We start from the raw sequence: 20825 nt of genomic DNA on the forward strand, positions 1-20825 counted from the left end.
CCTAACTGATAATTAGAGAAAAATACCAACCTATTCCATTCCTGCCGTTAACCGTTGTAATAAACGATCCATTGCCCGATAACTTAACGCTTCGGCTAAATGTGTACGCTGAATATCGGATTCATTGGCAAGATCGGCAATAGTACGTGCAACACGTAAAATACGGTGATAAGCACGCACCGATAACCCCAATTTATTCAATGCGGTTTCTAAAAACACAGCATCATTTTGTTGTAATTTGCAGTATCTCTCAATCTCTTTGCCTGATAAATGGGCATTAATCTTACCTGAGCGAGTAAGCTGCTGTTCCCGTACTTGGATCACTAGCTGGCGTAACTTTTCACTATTGTTTTCATCTTTAGGTAATTGTTGTAATGTGCCTTGTGGTAATAAAGGCACTTCAATCGAAAGGTCGAAACGATCTAAAAACGGACCAGATAAACGATTCAGATACCGCATAATTTGTTGTGGTGAAGTGCGATTATGCGTACCTTGATAATGCCCGGTTGGGCTTGGATTCATCGCCGCAATGAGTTGAAACTTAGCCGGGAATGTGACCTTAGCAGATGTTCTTGAAATAACAATTTCTCCACTTTCTAATGGTTGTCGTAAGGCATCTAAGACTTTGCGATCAAATTCGGGGAGTTCATCTAAAAAAAGGACACCATTATGTGCTAAAGAGATTTCACCGGGTTTCGGGATCGTGCCACCACCGACTAATGCTGCCATCGAAGCACTATGATGTGGTGCACGAAATGGACGTTGCTTCCAATGTCGGTAATCAAGACGGTGTTGCACTAAACTGTTAATTGCCGCTGTTTCGATAGCCTCTTGTTCATTCATTTCAGGAAGTAGAGTGGTTAAACGACTAGCCAACATAGTTTTTCCAGTTCCGGGTGGACCAAGAAATAAGAGATTATGCTGCCCTGCCGCAGCAATTAATAAAGCACGTTTAGCGTGTTGTTGGCCAATAATATCGGTCATATCGAGGATAGAATGTGAAGAGTTTTGCTCGGTAATCTCTAATGTTTGAGCAATAGGTAAGGTATGTTGTTGATTGAGAAAACTGACAACTTCTAATAGTGAATCAGCAAAATAGGTTTGTGTATTGGCAACTAATGTTGCTTCTGTTGCATTCTGTTTAGCAATGATCAACTCTCGTTTTACTTTTTGTGCTGCAAGAATAGCAGGAATCACACCTTGCACACCACGTAAGTTACCCGTTAAGGCTAACTCTCCCACAAATTCAAACGATCGTAATCGTTTAGCATCAATTTGCCCTGAGGCAGCAAGAATGCCTAAGGCAATAGGTAGATCAAAACGGCCTCCCTCTTTGGGTAGATCTGCTGGAGCAAGATTGATTGTGATACGTTGTGGAGGATAACGAAAATTGGCATTAAGTAATGCGCTGCGGACACGATCTCTGGCTTCTTTTACGGTGGTTTCGGGTAAACCAACAAGGGTCAAGCCCGGCGATCCTTTACTAATATGCACTTCAATCGTAACCAGTGGTGCTTCAATACCAATAGAAGCACGGCTATAGACAACAGCTAATGACATAGTTTTCCCGTTAATTAAATAAAATTAAAGATAAAAGTTTTTACGGGAACAACGTGAAAAAATATATTGATTTGCGATCAGGATCGTGAAAGAAAAATAAACCCACAAATGGAAATATTCATTTGTGGGTAACTGTATATAGAAAGAAGAGATTATTTCACCTCAACACCTTTGGCTTGTAGGTCAGCATGGTAAGATGAACGAACGAATGGACCACAAGCGGCGTGTTCAAAGCCCATTTGTTTAGCTTTCGCACGGAACTCATCGAATTCTGTTGGCGGTACATAACGAGCAACGGGTAAATGGTGACGGCTAGGTTGTAGATATTGACCTAATGTTAGCATTGTCACACCGTTATCACGTAAGTCTTGCATCACTTCAAGAATTTCTTCATTGGTTTCGCCTAAACCAACCATTAAACCAGACTTGGTTGGAATATGTGGGAACATCTGTTTGAACTCACGTAACAGACGTAATGACCATTGATAATCAGCACCTGGACGCACTTCTTTATATAAACGAGGAATGTTTTCTAAGTTGTGATTGAATACATCAGGTGGATTTTCTGACAGTTTTTCTAATGCGACTTCAATACGACCACGGAAATCAGGCACTAAAATTTCAATTTTGATATTTGGGTTTAAGGTGCGAATTTCTTTAACACATTCGGCGAAATGTCCGGCACCACCATCACGTAAGTCATCTCGGTCAACTGATGTAATTACTACATAACGTAATCCCATATCTTTAATTGTTTGTGCGAGTTTTTTCGGTTCTTCTGGATCTGGTGGTAAAGGTTTACCATGGGCAACATCACAGAATGGACAGCGGCGAGTACAGATCGCACCTAAGATCATAAACGTTGCTGTACCATGGTGGAAACACTCAGCTAAGTTAGGGCAAGACGCCTCTTCACACACTGAATTGAGTCCATTTTTACGCATTGCTTTTTTGATATTAAGAATTTTCTCTGAAGTGGCAGGAAGTTTAATCTTCATCCATTCAGGTTTTGGTAGTAATTCTTGGTTTGGATCGATATTTTTTACTGGGATAATTGACGTTTTCGCCGCATCACGGTATTTCACGCCACGTTCCATTTTAAATGGTGTGCCCATATTAATATTCCTTATTTGTTGTCGGGAAAGCCATCAACATAGCTTAACTGTTGGTAGCCGATTAAATCTGTAAAATGTTTGATCAGTTTTGGTGCGACATCTGCACAAGTAATTTCTGTATCAATAAAATCTTGTAATTGACACATTTCTAAACCAGCATAACCACAAGGATTAATGGTGTGGAATGGTGATAAATCCATATGGATATTAAATGCTAAACCATGGAAAGAACAACCTTTGCGAATCCGTAATCCAAGTGAGCAAATTTTTTTACTATCAATATAAACACCGGGTGCATCTGGCTTTGGATAGCCCTCAATGCCATAATCCGCTAATGTTTTTACCACGCACTGTTCTAAATCGGTCACGAGATCTCTTACGGATAATGGTGATTCATTGCCAGACAATTTATCAATTAATTTTCGTCTTTTGATATCCACGAGGATATACATAACTTGCTGACCTGGCCCATGATAAGTTACTTGTCCACCACGATCAGATTGCACAATTGGAATATCAGTTTTGGTTAGAATATGTTCCGCTTTGCCTGCTTGCCCTTGAGTAAAAACAGGTGGGTGTTGGACTAACCAAATTTCATCAATAGTTTCAGCGGTGCGTTGATCGGTAAATTCTTGCATACGCTGCCAAATGGTATCGTAAGGTTGCACACCAAGTTGACGAATAATCACTTGCTGTTCAAGATGTTCTGTTGTACTTCCCATAGATACCATCCTTGTTATAACACCATTCTTACTAACTCAATTTCAGCAAGCTCTTTATACAGTGTTTCCACTTGTTCAATATTTTGTGCAGTAATGGTAATAGAAACAGAGTGGTATTTACCGTTACGGCTTGGTTTGATAGATGGGCTGTAATCACCCGGCGCGTGTTGTTGCACAACGGCAAGGACACGATCGGTAAGTTCTGGATGAGCTAAACCAACGACTTTGTAAGGAAAGTCGCATGGAAACTCTAATAAATCTTTTAATTTTGGTTGTTCTTGTTGCATGATCTCTTCTCTTTTTTCTTTGATAACTGTTTTGTTATAAACCAAATAGGCAAGTTATCAATGGAATTTAACCCACCGCATATGGGGTGGGTTAGATAAATTTCAAGGAATAAACAAACTACTTAAAGGGAACTATTCTAACTAAAAATACTTTTTACTGTAAGCACTATCCAATCCCAAATTTTGCCAACAAAACCAGCCTCTTCAACATTGTCCATAACTTGAAGGTTTGCAGTTTGAATATCTTTGCCATCTAATTGATAAATAATTGAACCCACGACTTGGCCTTTCTTCAATGGGGCTTCTAAGAATTTTTGGTTAAGTTGATAACGTGCTTTAACAGATTGACTCTTACCTTTTGGAATAACCAAATAAACGTCTGAAAGTGTGCCTAATTTTACTTTGCTCTCTTTACCATAATAAATTGGTTGTTCAGATACTATCTGATTTGCTACTAATGGTTTGACATTTTCAAAGTTAGCAAATCCCCATTGTAAGAGCTTTTTACTTTCTACTTCACGGCCTTTAAAAGAACTTACCCCCATAACGACTGAAATAAGACGCATATTATTATCCACAGCAGAAGCAACAAGATTATAACCAGCCTCGTCAGTATGGCCTGTTTTTAAACCATCAACATTGAGGTTTTTATCCCATAATAAACCATTACGATTTTGCTGTTTAATATTATTAAACGTGAATTCTTTTTCAGAGTAAATATGGTATTCCTCTGGTAAGTCACGAATTAATTTCGCACCGATAATTGCCATATCGCGTGATGTTGAATATTGGTTTTCATGGTCTAACCCATGCACTGTTTCAAAGTGGGTATTTTTTAAGCCAAATTGATCAACATATTGATTCATCATATTGATGAAGTTGGCTTGTGAACCTGCTAAATATTTTGCCATTGCAACACAAGCATCATTACCAGAAGCAATGATAATACCTTTATTTAAATCAGCAACTGACACTTGCTGATTAACATTAAGGAACATTTTTGATGAACCAGGGAAGTTTTTCCCCCAAGACTCTTCATCAATAGTAACCATATCAGTATTGTGGATTCTGCCCTCTTTGAGTGCCTGCCCAATCACGTAACTGGTCATCAGTTTAGTTAATGAAGCAGGATAATGTTTTTGATCTGGGTTTAGTGCAGCTAACACAGCGCCTGTGTGGTAATCCATTAAAATATAAGTTTGTGCATTAACTTGTGGTGGTGCAATATCATAAACACCTTCTGCATATGCAATAGAAATGCTAGAAAAACTGAGTAAACCGGCTAACACGAGTTTTTTCAGTTTTTTAGAGTACAATGACATGTTTTCTTCCTTACAACTTATTTGAATATATGGCACAACACATTGCTGGAAACGCTGTGTTGTGCCGACATTGAATGCGTATAATTATATCGCGATAAAGGAAAGGTTTTAAACCTTTAAGTCTTACAGATTAATAGCGATAAGTGTAAAGTTGGCTATTTTCTGGATTTAAACGAGAAAAGGCGAGTTTAATGCTATTTACCTTAGCTTGATCAACTAATGGACCAAAATGGATATTAAATTTGTCACCTTCTTGGGTGATTTCTGTTTTAACATCATTCATTGCAAGGTCAGAGATTAATTGCTCTGCTTTTTCTCTACTTTCTATATTGCTTGCGGTAAGTTTAAATTGGCTGTTTACTTTTTGCGTATTTAACTCAGACGTGGCACCCTCTTGCATTTGTTGGCGTGAAGCGATTAATGTAATTCCGCCTTTACCTGATAAGTTGCCATTACGATCAATAATAACCATATCTAATTTGACATTGGCAACACCACGCGCTGTCATACCAAGTTCTTTTGCTGCAGCTTTAGAAAGATCAATAATACGGTTGGAATGGAAAGGTCCTCTATCATTAATACGCACTACAACTTTTTTGTGGTTACGTAAATTAGTCACTAATACATAACTGTTCAATGGTAATGTTTTATGTGCAGCGGTGAAGAGTTTTTCATTATAAACCTCGCCACTTGATGTTCTTCTTCCTACAAATTTAGAATGATAAAAAGTCGCTTTGCCTTGCTTGGCATAATTTTTAGCTTCTTTTGAGGTAACGGTTCGATACCGTACACCTTTTACGATATAAGTTCTACTTGTGTTCTTTTTAGGATGATATTGTAACTTTGGACCCGCAATACCATAAACTTTCTTAGTTTCATTTTTTACTTCTGTCTTGGCTAACGCAACAGACGTCTGAAACAGAAAAAATAACGTAGCCAATACAGTTAAATATTTCTTTAGTTTCATATTAAATATGTTCCCTAACTTTCTTTGATTGCTCAAATGGAAATTAGCTTCCATGAGAAAGCATTCGTCGATGTGTATGTATTGACATTATTAACCCGAAACCGGCCATTAATGTCACAAATGAAGTCCCACCATAACTGATTAGTGGTAATGGAACTCCTACAACAGGCAAAATACCGCTCACCATACCAATATTAACAAAGACATAAACGAAGAATATCAATGTTAAAGCGCCAGTCAAAATACGACCAAAGGCATCTTGTGCTTTCGCACCAATAATTAATCCTCTCCCAATAATAAATAAATAGATCGTTAATAAAATAATAATCCCAACTAGACCGTGCTCCTCACTCAATACTGCAAAAATAAAGTCAGTATGCGGTTCAGGTAAGAATTCTAATTGTGATTGCGTTCCCATCATCCAACCTTTACCAAACAACCCACCAGAACCAATGGCAATTTTAGATTGAATAATATGATAACCTGCACCTAATGGATCCTTTTCTGGATCAAGCAAGGTTAATACCCGTGTTTTTTGGTAATCATGCATCAAGTAAAACCATAACACAGGAATAAAAGCTGCTACGCCAACGATGGCGGAAGCAATTAATTTCCAACTCATGCCAGCAAGGAATACCACGAAGATACCTGATGCTGCAACAAGAATTGATGTACCTAGGTCAGGTTGAATTGCAACTAATAACGTCGGTACGATAATTAACAGTAAGGCGATTACTGTATTTAATAAACTCGGCGGTAATTGACGTTTACCTAAAAAGGTTGCCACCATCAATGGAACCGAAAGTTTAATTAATTCTGAAGGCTGAAAACGGAATAAACCTAAATCCAACCAACGTTGTGCACCTTTACTGGTAGTTCCAATTAAATCTACTAAAATCAATAGGATAATACCTACAATATATAAGTAAGGTGCTATTTTTTGATAAAATCGCGGGGGTAATTGGGCAAAAATAAACATTACCGCAAACCCCATTGCCACTTGCATGACACGATTATCAAACATTTTTTCGCTACCGCCAGATGCACTATATAACACGATTAGGCCATAAATAACAACGACAATTAAACCTAGAAGCAGTTTTAAATCAATGTGTAACTTCTGCCATAAGGACACTATTGTATGTTTTTCGGTCATTGTGTCGATACTCCGCTAGGATTAAATTCACCATTTGTTTGTTTATGCGCAAAATAATAGTCAAAAATTTGTCTGACAATCGGTGCCGCATTTCCAGAACCACCACCAGCATTTTCCATAATAATGGTGACAATGACTTCTGGATTATCAAATGGGGCAAAAGCATTGAACCAGGCGTGGTCGTGCAGGTGCTTAGATAAATTTTTAGAATTATAAGTTTCATTTTCTTTCAAACTAAACACTTGCGCAGTACCTGATTTTCCCGCCACTTTGTAAGGCGTACCAACGAAAGCCTTTCTTGCTGTTCCATTAGGACTATTCACCACCCCATACATCCCTTGTTTAGCAATATTCCAAGAGGCTGTGGTCGGTTCGGTAATATCTGGGTAAGGGTGCTGATCTTGATAAGGTTCAACTTGGTTACCAATAATTTCTTGCATTAAATGTGGCGTATTCACTTTGCCATTATTGATTAAGATTGCTAACGCTTTGGCTAATTGTAATGGTGTCGCAGTCCAATAACCTTGTCCAATTCCAACAGGAATTGTATCTCCTTGGAACCATGGTTTTTTATACCGTTTTTGTTTCCATTCGCGGGTCGGCATCACGCCGTTAGTTTCTTCTAAAATATCTACGCCAGTAGATTGACCGAAGCCAAATTTTTGCATCCATTCTGAGAGACGATCAATTCCCATCTGATAAGCAACGTTATAGAAGAATGTATCAGAAGATTCTGTAATACCTTTGATTACATTTGTAGAACCATGCCCGGTTTTTAGCCAGTCACGGAAACGTTTTGTTGTATTAGGAATTGCAAAATACCCTGGATCATCGAAAGTAGTATTTGGCGTAATAACCTTTTCAGTCAATGCAGACACTGCAATAAAAGGCTTTACAGTAGAAGCTGGTGGGTAAGCGCCTTGTAATGCACGACTATATAAAGGACGATCACTATCATTCAATAAGCGTTGATAGTCGTTATAGGAAATACCATCTACAAATAGATTATTATCGTAACTTGGGGTAGATACCATTGCGAGAATACTACTGTCTTTTGGATTCATTACCACGACAGCTGCTTTTTGCTCCCCAAGTAAATTAAAAATATAACGTTGTAAATCCACATCTAAGGTCAAGCGAATATTTTTACCAGCAATCGCAGATTGTTCACGTAATTTACGAATGACTTTCCCTTGGCTATTGACCTCAACCTCTTCAAAACCGACTTGTCCATGTAGAACATCTTCATAATAGCGTTCAATCCCTAACTTCCCGATATCGTGTGTACCGGAATAATTTGCTTCTTTCTCTTCTTGTTTAAGGCGTTCTACATCGCGATCATTAATACGGGCAACATAGCCAAGAATATGGGTAAGTGGCTCACCATAGAGGTAGTGGCGTTTAAAATAAGGTTTAACTTCAATGCTTGGAAAGGCGTATTGATTAACAGAAAAACGAGCAATCTGTTCTTCGCTTAAATCGGCTTTTAATAAAATTGGTGTATAACGTTGTGAACGATGACGCTCTTTTTTAAAAGCCTCAATATCATCATCAGTAAGCCCGACGATTTGACGCAGTTGATTAAAGGTTTCGTCCAAATTATCGACTTTCTCAGGAACAATATATAAACCAAAGAAGGTTAAGTTTTCTGCCAAAATTTTATTATTTTTATCGTAAATAATGCCTCGAGTAGGGGCGATAGGCAGTAACTTAATCCGGTTTCCATTCGAGCGTGTTTGATAGGCCTCATAATTCACCACTTGTAAGTTATACAGATTGGTAATTAATACGCCAGTCAGAATTATTACACCAATAAATGAAATTAATGCACGACGCGCAAACAGATTACTTTCTGCTTGATTGTCACGAATCGTCTCCTTTTCTTGCAATAATTTCAAAAATTTCATCTTAATTATTCTCGATGATAGGGATGATTGGTGGTTAAACTCCAAGCACGATAAAGACTTTCAGCTACAACAATACGAACCAATGGATGTGGTAAAGTGAGCGGTGATAAAGACCAACTACGTTCAGCAGCCTGTTTACATTCAGGTGATAATCCTTCCGGACCACCAATTAATAAACTGACATCTCGACCATCTTGTTTCCAGCTTTCTAATTGTTGTGCTAACTGTGGTGTAGTCCAAGGTTTACCTGGAATATCAAGGGTAACAATCATACTATTTTTACCACAAGCAGCTAACATTAACTCACCTTCTTTTTCTAAGATTCGTTTAATATCTGCATTTTTGCCTCGCTTTCCAGCGGGGATTTCAATCAACTCAAGTGATAAATCCTTAGGAAAACGGCGTTGGTATTCTTCAAAACCGGCAGTTACCCAAGCAGGCATTTTAGTCCCTACGGCAATTAGCTGTATTTTCATTAGATTATGCCCAAAGTTTTTCTAATTGATAGAGATTGCGAGCTTCTTCCTGCATGATATGCACCATAACTTGCCCGAAATCAACTACAATCCAATCGCTTGTGTTAAAGCCTTCTGCACCAAAATTTTCAATCTGTTTTTGTTTGCAATTTGTCATTAAATTTTCGCCTAAAGAAGCGACGTGACGACTGGAGTTACCAGTGCAGATAATTAAATGATCAGTGATGGGTGATTTGCCTTTCACATCAAGAACTAAAATATCTTTTGCTTTTAAATTATCTAGTTCATCGACAATAATTTCTAACACGCTAAAGCCCTTTTTTGCTTAAAAAATGATACATCTTGAAAATTTAAGGGGCGAATTGTACCACGATATTTTTGTAGAGGGAAATTAGAACAAAATTGTGTGAGGTGAAAATTAGAGAATGCGATTTAAATCAAGTTACATAGCATATCAGTTTGTTGATAAAATCCTTTATGTTTCACTTTGTGACTCAGTAAATACATACTTAGCATTTCACCTTAAATTTAAGTTTATCAATAATCTGAACGGCCAAACTACATTAGTTTGACCGTTCTTTATTTAAGTAATAACCAGAATTATCGGCGACTAAAAGTTAATTTTGTTACTTGGTAAGCAAATAAAACTGCACCAAAAATTAAGATCACATCACCAATGGTACGTAACCAACGTAATACTTCTAAGAAATCTTGTTGCAAGAAGCCTTCACTACGTGCATACCATAAACCTTCACTAATGCTTGCTGAAACTTGGTATAAACCAACTGGTAATAAACTTAATGCAATCATTAACACTAAGCCTAAATTCATTGACCAGAAACCAACTTTCATCACTTTTTCATTAAATTCAAAGCTTGGTTTTAAGTAACGTGCCACTAATAACACAAACCCTAATGCTAAGAAGCCATATACCCCGAATAATGCCGCATGAGCGTGTACTGCGGTAGTATTTAATCCTTGTAAATAGAACAATGAAATTGGTGGATTAATTAAGAAACCAAATACCCCTGCACCAAGCATATTCCAGAATGCAACCGCAACGAAGCACATTAATGGCCAACGTAAACGTTTCATCCATGGTGTGGCGTGTTGATATGACCAATGTTCATAGGCTTCGTGACCAAGTAAAACAAGCGGTACCACTTCAAGTGCGGAGAATACTGCACCAGCCGCTAAAGCAGGTGTGGTAGTACCTGAGAAGTAAAGGTGATGTGCTGTTCCTGGTACGCCCCCCACTAAGAATAAGCTACCCGCTACTAATGAAGCAACTGTCGCACTACGATAACTCACTAATCCTAAGTTGTAGAATACAAAGGCTAACGCACAGGTTGCAAACACTTCAAAGAAGCCTTCTACCCAGAGGTGAACCACCCACCAACGCCAATATTCCATTACGGTAATACTTGAATGTTCACCATAGAATAGACCTGGACCATAGAATAGCCCTACACCGACAATAGAGGAGATGAAAATAGCAAGTAAATTTTTATCACCACCTTGTTTAAAGGCGTAACGTGTACAACGCAACATTAGCCATAACCAAACAAGGAAGCCAACAAATAATAAGATCTGCCAGAAACGACCTAAATCTAAATATTCATAACCTTGGTGTCCAAACCAGAAGTTTAACTCTGATGGAATTTGGTGACTTAAAGCGAAGAAGTTTCCTGCATAAGAACCAACAACCACAATCAATAACGCAAGGAATAAGAAATTAACCCCAAAGGCCTGATATTTTGGATCTTTACCGCCGTTAATCACTGGTGCTAAGAATAAACCAGCCGTTAAGAAACCTGTTGCAATCCAGAATAAAGCGGTTTGGATATGCCAAGTACGCACCAATGAATATGGAAATAGCTGGGAAATATCAATACCGTAGAATTTTTGTCCTTCTACTGTATAGTGAGCCAATACGCCACCTAACGCAACTTGCACCACAAATAACGCTAAGGTTAAGAATACATATTTACCTAATGCTTTTTGTGATGGGGTTAAATTTAATTTTAACAATGGATCGGTTGCAGGTGGTGTCGGTTCTTGATTTTGGTGATTACGTAAGAAAGAGTAACCCCAAACTAAGAAACCTACTCCAGCAATTAAACAAACCACTGAGATTAATGACCACATAATGTTTTCTGTGGTTGGTACATTATTAATTAATGGTTCGTGAGGCCAGTTATTGGTATAAGTTGCTTCTGCATTTGGACGATCAGTAGAAGCTGCCCAAGCTGTCCAGAAGAAGAATTCAGTAAGATGTTGACGTGCTTCTAAATTCGGTAGGGTGTTATCTTTCATCGCAAAGGATTCGCGAGTTGATAACATGGTCGGATCATCACCATAAAGTTTGATATAGTAATTCGCAGTTTCTTCAATCGCCTGTAATCTGGTTGGCGAGAGAACAACTTTACCCTCCTCGTTTACTCCACTTTGATGACGATACTCTTCTTGTAAAGCGACTTGTAACGCGGCTTGGGTTGGTTTATCTAACTCTTGATAGCTTTTGCCAAAAGCTGCTTTAGCGGTAATATCCAACCAAGCGGTTAATTCTCTATGTAGCCAATCTGCTGTCCAATCCGGTGCTTGATAAGCGCCATGACCTAATAAAGAACCTAATTCCATCCCGCCGGTAGTTTGCCATGCGGTTTGCCCTTTTAATACATCTTCCTTACTGATTACTGTTGTTCCATCTTGTGTAACATAAGCTTCAGGAATTGGTGGCGCTTGACGATAAACTTCTACGCCGAGATAACCTAATAAGGTAAATGTCAAAATTAATGTGGTTAATAAAATCATCCACAGCTTTTTATATTGTCCCATTTTGATTTCACTCCATAAGTTAAAGAAAATGGCATATCCAAACTTGAATTTTGTATTTAGAATCAACAAATACCTGACTAATTTAGTCAACTAAATACCTGACTGATTATATAAGTTATTATGCAAAAGGTAATACCTGTATCGGAGTAGTCTATTGATCTATCTTAAAATTTTGTGTTTTAAAACAACGGAAATCGATTAAATTTGATTTGTATAGTAGAGATAGATTTAAGGAATAATCTACTTGTTAATCCTCAAAGTATGAGTAAACAGGTTAATTTTTATCACTTATTGCAACTAATCTAGCCTATGCGCAACAGGTGAAGTATCACTAAGTCAAGAGATAACTAATTCTAAGAAAGACTAATCTTCTAAATATCAACATTGACATACAGCTAAAAAATTTCATTTGTAACTATTACAACTACCAAAAGCAGACATTATCCACCTACAATTTTAAATAAAATGGCTGAAATAACGGGATCACATCTTCGTGATATTGATGTTGTTCTGTATAAATTGTTAATTGGGAAGAGATAGGTAATGCTGAACACTGGTCTTTTACAAAACTTAATAAGATTCGTTGTGCTGTTTTGCCCTGTTTGGTGATCACCTCACATAGCCGTTCACAATGTAGTGGTAAATTTTGTGCTGTTACCTGTTCTAATAACTGAATTCCTGCTGTAAATGGCAGTACAAATTGGATCTTTCCTTGTTCTGTCACACAATGACTGGCTGCGATTAACCATTCTAAATGAGAAGAATTCCCCAGATAACGCGCCATTTCTCGATGATCATCTCGGCATTTATTGGCTGTGGCAAAATAAGGCGGATTAGCCACAATTAAATCGAATTGTTGTGAAGTATGTTGGCAAAAATGCACAACATTATCCTGAATAATTGATACCTTATTTGCCCAAGGCGACATCATCACATTTTCTTGTGCCTGCTGATAGGCGTTCTCTTCAATTTCCACTCCAACAAGACGACACTGTGATGCAGTTCTTTGTGCTAACATCAATGCAATTAATCCTGTACCACAACCTAAATCTAATACGGTTTTCGCTTCAGTAACATCTGCCCAAGCGCCCAATAAAACGCCATCTGTTCCGACTTTCATCGCACAGCGATCATGATAAATGGTGAATTGCTTAAATTGGAAACCTGCTCGCTTGGTCATTGAGAATATTATGTACAACAAGGATCGAATAAGGATATTTTAATAAAATTTCGCTATAATTCGAGGCTGATTTTATACTTTAGAGATTTTTTATGACTATTGCGACCTTTGCTGAATTTGAACTTGCTCCTGAATTATTAAAAGCATTAGATAAAAAAGGCCTTTCTCGTCCAACGGCTATTCAATGTGAAGCGATTCCTGCTGCGATGGATGCATACGATATATTAGGCTCTTCACCAACAGGAACAGGTAAAACAGTAGCGTTTTTATTACCTGCAATCCAGTATTTGCTCGATTTTCCACGGCGCAAACCTGGCGCACCACGAGTCTTAATTCTTACTCCAACACGTGAACTTGCCATCCAAGTTGCGGAACAAGCTGAACAATTAGCGTGTTTCACTTCATTAAGTATTGCTACTATTACCGGTGGTGTTGCTTATCAAAATCATGGCGAGATTTTTAATAAAAACCAAGATATTGTAATCTCGACACCAGGGCGTTTACTCCAATACATCAAAGAAGAAAACTTTGATTGTCGAGCTATTGAAATTTTAATTTTTGATGAAGCCGACCGTATGTTGGAAATGGGTTTTGGCCAAGATGCAGAACAAATTGCGGCAGAAACACGTTGGCGTAAACAAACGATGCTCTTTTCTGCAACGCTTGAAGGGGAATTACTAACCGATTTTGCCGAACGTTTATTGAATGAGCCAGTGGCAATCAATGCAGAACCAAGTCGCCGTGAACGCAAAAAAATTCAACAATGGTATTACCATGCAGATAATCGTGAACATAAAATCAAATTATTAGCACGCACTATTGTTGATGAACAAGTGAGCAAAGGCATTATTTTTGTTCGTAAACGTGAAGAAGTGCGCGAGCTTTCAGAAATTTTACGGAAACGTGGTATTAGAAGTGCCTATTTAGAAGGAGAAATGGCACAAACCCAACGTAATAATGCGATTGAGAAATTACGTGATGGTGTGGTAACTGTTTTAGTGGCAACCAATGTGGCTGCTCGTGGTATTGATATTGATGATATCTCTCACGTATTAAATTTCGATTTACCTTATAACGCCGATATTTATCTCCATCGCATCGGACGGACTGCCCGCGCAGGAAAAAAAGGTACTGCTATCTCTTTTGTTGAAGCACATGATTACCCCCTACTTGGTAAAATTCGTCGTTACACTGGTGAACTGCTTAAGCCTCGTGTGATTGCTGATCTTGCACCTCGTACCAAAGCACCAAAAGAGGGTGATCTAAAAAAAGTAAGCAAGAAACAAAAAGCACGGATTAAACAGAAAAAAGCAGAAACTAAAAAAGAAACCGCAAAGAAAAAGATGAAATTACGTCACCGTGATACCAAGAATATTGGTAAGCGTCGTGTTCCAACTGCCGTTCGCCTTGCTCAAGAAAATCAAGAGAGTAATAAACAATGATGTGGTTACTGCTATTTTTAGCAATCGTTTTGGAAGTCATTGGCACAACCAGCCTACGTTATAGTGATGGGTTTACTCAACCACTCTATACAGTAATTACATTAAGCTGTTATGCAGCAAGTTTCTTCTTATTATCAAAAATTGTGCAATCCATTCCTATTGGCATCACTTATGCAGTTTGGTCTGGCGTTGGTATTCTCTTTATTGCCCTTATTGGACGATTTTTGTTTAAGCAATATTTAGATCTAGCGGCAATGATCGGCATTGCCTTTATTTTAGTCGGCGTTTTAATTATTAATCTGTTCTCGCAAACTGCGGGACATTAATCGATTGAGGATTTTATGAAAATATCTCCATTTAGTGTCGTTATTTTAGCTGCGGGTAAAGGAACTCGTATGTATTCGGAATTACCAAAGGTATTGCATCAAATTGCAGGGAAACCTATGGTAAAACACGTTATTGATACTGTGGCGCAGCTTGGTGCAAATCAAATTCACCTTGTATATGGACATGGTGCAGATTTATTGCAACAACGTTTGCAAAATGAGCCTGTTAATTGGGTATTACAAGCTGAACAGCTAGGAACAGGTCATGCAATGCAGCAAGCCGCCCCATTTTTTGCAGATGATGAAACCATTGTGATGTTATATGGTGATGGACCATTAATTTCTGCTACAACTATCCAACAGCTATTATCAGCAAAACCAGAAAACGGCATTGCGCTATTAACCGTAAAATTGGATGGCCCAACTGGTTATGGACGTATTTTGCGTAAAAACAACCAACCAGATGGCAACATTATTGGTATTGTTGAACAAAAAGATGCTTCTCCAGAACAACTAAAAATTCAAGAAATTAATACTGGATTATTAGCGTGTGATGGTAAAAATTTAAAGAAATGGTTATCACAACTTACCAATAATAATGCGCAAAAAGAGTATTACATCACTGATATTATTGCGATGGCATATCAAGATGACCGCCAAGTTATTGCCGTCCATCCACAGGATCCAATGGAAGTTGAAGGGGTAAATAATCGCTTACAACTTGCTCGATTAGAACGCTATTATCAACAAACTCAAGCAGAAAAATTGCTTCTTGCTGGCGTTACCTTAGCGGATCCACATCGTTTTGATCTACGTGGTACGTTAACTCATGGTAAAGATGTAGAAATCGACATCAATGTCATTATTGAAGGAGATGTGAAACTTGGTAACCGTGTGAAAATTGGTGCAGGTTGTATCTTAAAAAATGTGGAAGTCGGTGATGATGTTGAGATTAAACCTTATTCTGTATTTGAAGATGCCATTATTGGGAAAGGCTCTCAAGTTGGCCCATTCTCTCGTTTACGTCCAGGTGCGAAATTATTAGAAAATACACACGTTGGTAATTTCGTTGAAATTAAGAAAGCGACTATCGGCGTAAACTCCAAAGTAAACCACTTAACTTATGTGGGGGATGCGGTAATTGGTAAAGATTGCAATATTGGTGCTGGTGTTATCACTTGTAATTATGATGGTGCGAATAAATTCCAAACTACCATTGGTGACAATGTCTTTGTTGGTTCTGATGTGCAGCTTGTTGCACCTGTGACTGTCGCGGATGGAGCAACAATTGGTGCTGGTTCAACTATTACTCGTGATATTGCTGAAGGCGAATTAGTGATTACCCGTGTACCGCAAAAACATATTCAAGGTTGGAAGCGTCCAACGAAGAAAAAAGATTAACTCTTAACCAAAAATGCAGCGAAATTTCGCTGCATTTTGTTTATTTTTGTGATCCCTGCCATATTTCTGAAATTAAAAGTATCCTCCATATTTACAACAATAATGGAGTGGATTTATCATTAGTTCATCTTTTAATCCATTCAAATGCAGTATCAAAGAATGGTCTATTCACAAACTCTAAGGGTGATACTATGAAATTACAAAAAACTTTTCTCCATTCGATGATTGTTGCGGGTCTTTCTGTAGCTGCTTTTGCTGCACAAGCAGGTCAATATCCAGATCTTCCTGTTGGCATTAAAAGTGGTGGTGGTGCATTAATTGGCGATACCGTATATGTAGGTTTAGGTTCTGGTGCAAATAAATTTTATGCACTTAATTTAAAATCTGCACCAGAGGGTTGGAAAGAAATTGCAGCATTCCCTGGTGGCGACCGTTCACAACCTGTTGTAAGCGCTGTTGATGGCAAACTTTATGTCTTCGGTGGTTTACAAAAGAATGAAAAAGGCGAATTACAACTCGTAAACGATGCATATAGTTATAACCCTCAGGATAACACTTGGACTAAATTACCTACCCGTTCGCCACTCGGTCTTGTCGGTGCAACTGGGGTAAATTATGGTGATAAAGTATTTGTGGTTGGTGGTTCTAACCTTTCTATCTTTAATGGTTATTTCCAAGATTACACCGCAGCAGGTACTGATAAAGCGAAACAAGAAGCTGTAATGGGGGCTTACTTCAATCAACGCCCGCAAGATTACTTCTTTAACACCACATTCTTTAGTTATCAACCATCTACCAACAAATGGCGTAACGAAGGCCAATTACCATTCTCTGGCCGTGCTGGTGCTGCCGTAACTGTTAAAGGTGACGTTATTACCGTCATTAATGGTGAAATTAAGCCAGGATTAAGAACTGCAGAAGCAAGCCAAGGTAAATTTAACAAATACGGTACTGTTGATTGGAAAAAACTCCCTAACTTACCTGCACCAGAAAAAGGTTCAGTACAAGAAGGTTTAGCTGGTGCTTATGCAGGATACAGTAATGGTCATTTATTAGTGACTGGTGGTGCTAACTTCCCTGGTGCAACTAAACAATTTAAAGAAGGCCAACTCTTTGCGCATAAAGGACTTAAGAAAGCTTATCCAGCAGAAGTATTTAGCCTAGACAAAGGTAAATGGAAACAAATTGGTACATTACCTTACGGTTCAGGCTACGGTGTCGCTGTTTCTTATGACAATAAAGTTTTATTAATTGGTGGAGAAACTGACGGTGGTAAACCATTAACAGCTGTTAGAACAATTAGCTTCGATGGTAAGAAATTAACCGTTGAATAATTTCAACTTCTCCTCTTGAGTTATTTTTGCAGGCATGGGTACTCTCCTCCATGCCTTTTTTTATTTTATGATTAAAGTTACTCCCCCTTTTGTTTTTATCCAGATTAATGAGAAATTTGTCATTGTCCTTAGTCACTCTTTGCAAGTAAAACCTTAAATTTGATCCTATTAAGTAGTACACTATTAACTCTTGTTCACTATTATATTGAGGCTACCATGAAACCTTTTTTAATTGCTCCATCAATCCTTTCCGCTAATCTTGCTCACTTAGGTGATGATGTTAAAAATGTTCTTGCAGCAGGTGCTGATGTTATTCATTTTGATGTAATGGATAACCACTATGTACCAAATCTCACCTTTGGCCCAGCCATTTGTGAAGCATTACGTAATGATGGGATTACTGCACCGATTGATGTGCATTTAATGGTAAAACCCGTTGACCGCATTATTCCTGATTTTGCTAAAGCTGGAGCAACCTCGATCACTTTTCATCCTGAAGCCAGTGAACATATTGATCGATCTTTACAATTAATTCGAGATCACGGCTGCCAAGCTGGGCTTGTTTTTAATCCAGCTACACCATTAAGCTATCTCGATTATGTAATGGATAAAATTGATATTATTTTGATTATGTCTGTTAACCCTGGATTTGGCGGACAATCCTTTTTACCATCTGCATTGCATAAATTACAGCAGGCTCGCCAACGTATTATTTCCAGTGGTCGAGATATTCGCCTTGAAGTGGATGGTGGTGTCAAGGTTAATAATATTGCCGAAATCGCTCGTGCTGGAGCAGATATGTTTGTTGCTGGTTCCGCTATTTTTGGTCAGCCTGATTATAAACAAGTGATTGATGCGATGCGTCAACAACTTGCCACAATTAACAAATCATAAGGAAGTATAATGAGTCAATTTAAAGCTATTGGGTTTGATTTAGACGGTACTCTCGTTAATAGCTTACCAGATCTCACTCTTGCCGTAGGCAATACATTACAAGAATTCAATTTACCTAGACCAGAAGAAGCATTAGTTCTTACTTGGATTGGTAATGGAGCAGATATTTTATTAAAACGTGCTCTTGATTGGGCTGGGGTAGAACCTGACACAGATCACCTACAACAAATGAAAGCTTGCTTTAATTTTCATTATGGTGAAAATATTTGTAACCGCAGTGTGCTCTATCCCAATGTAAAACAAACTTTACTCGCATTAAAACAACAAGGATTCACTTTAGCTGTGGTAACTAATAAACCAACACAGCACGTATTACCCGTTTTAAAAGCATTTGGTATTGATCAACTTTTTGCTGAGACCTTAGGCGGTCAATCTTTACCAGCGATTAAACCACATCCGGGCCCATTGTTTTATTTATGTGGCAAATTCGGTATTTTACCGAGTGAATTACTCTTTGTCGGGGATTCTAAAAATGATATTTTAGCCGCTCGTGCTGCTGGATGTTCTGTGGTTGGTTTAATTTACGGTTATAACTATAATATCCCTATTGCTGATTCTAAACCTGATTGGGTATTTAGTGATTTTGCAGAAATTTTAACCATTGTGTAATCGAATTAAGGAAATAAAATGAGTAAAAAACCTATTGTATTTAGTGGCGTTCAGCCTTCTGGCGAATTAACTATCGGTAATTACCTTGGAGCATTACGCCAATGGGTAAAAATGCAAGATGACTATGAGTGCCTTTTCTGTGTTGTAGATTTACATGCAATTACAGTTCGCCAAGATCCTGAAGCCTTACGTAAGGCAACACTTGATGTCCTTGCTCTTTATCTCGCCTGTGGCATTGATCCAAATAAAAGTACAATTTTCGTTCAATCCCATGTTCCAGAACATGCACAATTAGCTTGGGTATTAAATTGCTATACTTATTTTGGTGAAATGGGCAGAATGACCCAATTTAAAGATAAATCAGCACGTTATGAAGGGAATGTTAGCGTTGGTTTATTTACTTATCCGGTCTTAATGGCAGCGGATATCTTATTGTATCAAGCAAAACAAGTGCCAGTTGGTGATGACCAAAAACAACATCTTGAAATTACTCGTGATATTGCACAGCGTTTTAATGCTCTTTATGGCAATATTTTTACGATCCCAGAAGTCTTTATTCCAAAAGCTGGGGCACGTGTAATGTCTTTACTTGATCCAACCAAGAAAATGTCTAAATCTGATGACAATCGCAATAATGTTATCGGTTTATTAGAAGATCCAAAAGCCGTAGCGAAGAAGATTAAACGTGCAGTTACGGATTCTGAAGAACCGCCTCGCGTAAAATTTGATATTGAAAACAAACCAGGTGTATCTAACTTACTCAGTATCTTGTCTGCAATTACTGATAAATCAATTCCTGAGCTTGAAGCTGAATTTGAAAGCAAAATGTATGGACATCTGAAGAATGCTGTTGCTGAGGAAGTCAGCTCAATGCTTACTCAATTACAAGAACGTTATTATCATTATCGTAATAACGAGGAATTACTAAACAAAATTCTACACGAAGGTGCTGAAAAAGCACGAGCAAAAGCTAAAGAAACATTAGATCAAGTTTATCAAGCAGTTGGTTTTGTTAAATAACTCTAAAAATACCCTAATTAGTAGGGTATTTTAGAAAAAATAAAAAAGTTGGTAATGATAATTTCTTATAATTCTTACCAACTTATTTTTGTGTATTAAGATTTAGACTGCTGTAAATGCAAAATAGGGAAAGGCTTTCCTGTAGGATCAAGCTCATCTCTCCCGATAATTTCATATCCCATACGAAAATAAAAGGTGTAGTAGACAAA

The 20825-nt window shown here is 37.9% G+C and carries 19 protein-coding genes; 7 read left to right on the forward strand and 12 right to left on the reverse strand.

The features are described 5' to 3' along the window. Positions 1-30 precede the first annotated feature (30 nt). The 12 genes from QV06_RS07635 to QV06_RS07690 form a co-directional block, all read right to left on the reverse strand. The gene (locus tag QV06_RS07635; RefSeq protein ID WP_065237620.1) at positions 31-1560 is read right to left on the reverse strand and encodes a YifB family Mg chelatase-like AAA ATPase; all 1530 of its coding nucleotides are present in this window, start codon (positions 1558-1560) and stop codon (positions 31-33) included. Positions 1561-1712: 152 nt separating this feature from the next. After that, the gene (gene lipA / locus QV06_RS07640; RefSeq protein WP_065237621.1) at positions 1713-2675 is read right to left on the reverse strand and encodes a lipoyl synthase; all 963 of its coding nucleotides are present in this window, start codon (positions 2673-2675) and stop codon (positions 1713-1715) included. Positions 2676-2686: 11 nt separating this feature from the next. Then, positions 2687-3397, reverse strand: coding sequence for a lipoyl(octanoyl) transferase LipB (gene lipB, locus QV06_RS07645; RefSeq protein ID WP_065237622.1), 711 nt, complete (start codon positions 3395-3397; stop codon positions 2687-2689). A 14-nt stretch (positions 3398-3411) separates the two neighbouring features. After that, on the reverse strand, positions 3412-3684 hold the full coding sequence (gene ybeD / locus QV06_RS07650; RefSeq protein WP_065234252.1) for a DUF493 family protein YbeD: 273 nt from the start codon (positions 3682-3684) through the stop codon (positions 3412-3414). Positions 3685-3821: 137 nt separating this feature from the next. Next, positions 3822-5006, reverse strand: coding sequence for a serine hydrolase (locus QV06_RS07655; RefSeq protein ID WP_065237623.1), 1185 nt, complete (start codon positions 5004-5006; stop codon positions 3822-3824). Between the two features lie 130 nt (positions 5007-5136). Continuing rightward, on the reverse strand, positions 5137-5973 hold the full coding sequence (locus QV06_RS07660) for a septal ring lytic transglycosylase RlpA family protein (protein ID WP_065237624.1): 837 nt from the start codon (positions 5971-5973) through the stop codon (positions 5137-5139). A gap of 43 nt (positions 5974-6016) precedes the next feature. After that, complete coding sequence (gene rodA, locus QV06_RS07665; protein ID WP_065237625.1) at positions 6017-7129, reverse strand: rod shape-determining protein RodA; 1113 nt, start codon at positions 7127-7129, stop codon at positions 6017-6019. Then, entirely contained in the window at positions 7126-9036 is a 1911-nt protein-coding gene (mrdA, locus tag QV06_RS07670; protein WP_065237626.1) for a penicillin-binding protein 2, read from the reverse strand. Before mrdA ends, rodA begins: the two co-directional genes overlap by 4 nt. Before the next feature lie 5 nt (positions 9037-9041). After that, the gene (rlmH, locus tag QV06_RS07675) at positions 9042-9512 is read right to left on the reverse strand and encodes a 23S rRNA (pseudouridine(1915)-N(3))-methyltransferase RlmH (RefSeq protein ID WP_065237627.1); all 471 of its coding nucleotides are present in this window, start codon (positions 9510-9512) and stop codon (positions 9042-9044) included. 4 nt (positions 9513-9516) lie between these two features. Continuing rightward, positions 9517-9819, reverse strand: coding sequence for a ribosome silencing factor (gene rsfS, locus QV06_RS07680; RefSeq protein ID WP_065234246.1), 303 nt, complete (start codon positions 9817-9819; stop codon positions 9517-9519). Positions 9820-10112: 293 nt separating this feature from the next. Then, complete coding sequence (locus QV06_RS07685) at positions 10113-12350, reverse strand: nitric-oxide reductase large subunit (protein WP_065237628.1); 2238 nt, start codon at positions 12348-12350, stop codon at positions 10113-10115. Positions 12351-12798: 448 nt separating this feature from the next. Next, on the reverse strand, positions 12799-13530 hold the full coding sequence (locus tag QV06_RS07690) for a tRNA1(Val) (adenine(37)-N6)-methyltransferase (protein WP_065237629.1): 732 nt from the start codon (positions 13528-13530) through the stop codon (positions 12799-12801). 92 nt (positions 13531-13622) lie between these two features. Here QV06_RS07690 and srmB point away from each other — a divergent pair, with 92 nt between their 5' ends. From srmB to trpS, 7 genes are all read left to right on the forward strand, one after another. Next, the gene (srmB, locus tag QV06_RS07695; RefSeq protein ID WP_065237630.1) at positions 13623-14972 is read left to right on the forward strand and encodes an ATP-dependent RNA helicase SrmB; all 1350 of its coding nucleotides are present in this window, start codon (positions 13623-13625) and stop codon (positions 14970-14972) included. Continuing rightward, positions 14969-15298, forward strand: a complete 330-nt coding sequence (locus QV06_RS07700; protein ID WP_065237631.1) for a DMT family transporter — start codon at positions 14969-14971, stop codon at positions 15296-15298. The genes srmB and QV06_RS07700 overlap by 4 nt, the downstream gene beginning before the upstream one ends. Before the next feature lie 21 nt (positions 15299-15319). After that, positions 15320-16699: a bifunctional UDP-N-acetylglucosamine diphosphorylase/glucosamine-1-phosphate N-acetyltransferase GlmU gene (glmU, locus tag QV06_RS07705; RefSeq protein ID WP_065237636.1), complete on the forward strand. Its 1380-nt coding sequence runs from the start codon at positions 15320-15322 to the stop codon at positions 16697-16699. Between the two features lie 191 nt (positions 16700-16890). Beyond that, a complete protein-coding gene (locus QV06_RS07710) occupies positions 16891-18033 on the forward strand; it encodes an N-acetylneuraminate epimerase (protein WP_065237632.1) in 1143 nt (380 codons plus the stop codon). 216 nt (positions 18034-18249) lie between these two features. Continuing rightward, on the forward strand, positions 18250-18927 hold the full coding sequence (rpe, locus tag QV06_RS07715; RefSeq protein ID WP_065235242.1) for a ribulose-phosphate 3-epimerase: 678 nt from the start codon (positions 18250-18252) through the stop codon (positions 18925-18927). A gap of 9 nt (positions 18928-18936) precedes the next feature. Next, on the forward strand, positions 18937-19596 hold the full coding sequence (locus tag QV06_RS07720; protein ID WP_065237633.1) for a phosphoglycolate phosphatase: 660 nt from the start codon (positions 18937-18939) through the stop codon (positions 19594-19596). Positions 19597-19614: 18 nt separating this feature from the next. Then, positions 19615-20616: a tryptophan--tRNA ligase gene (gene trpS / locus QV06_RS07725; protein ID WP_065237634.1), complete on the forward strand. Its 1002-nt coding sequence runs from the start codon at positions 19615-19617 to the stop codon at positions 20614-20616. Positions 20617-20825 lie beyond the last annotated feature (209 nt).

This window comes from Gallibacterium genomosp. 3 (genome assembly GCF_001678475.1).
GTDB lineage: Bacteria > Pseudomonadota > Gammaproteobacteria > Enterobacterales > Pasteurellaceae > Gallibacterium > Gallibacterium faecale.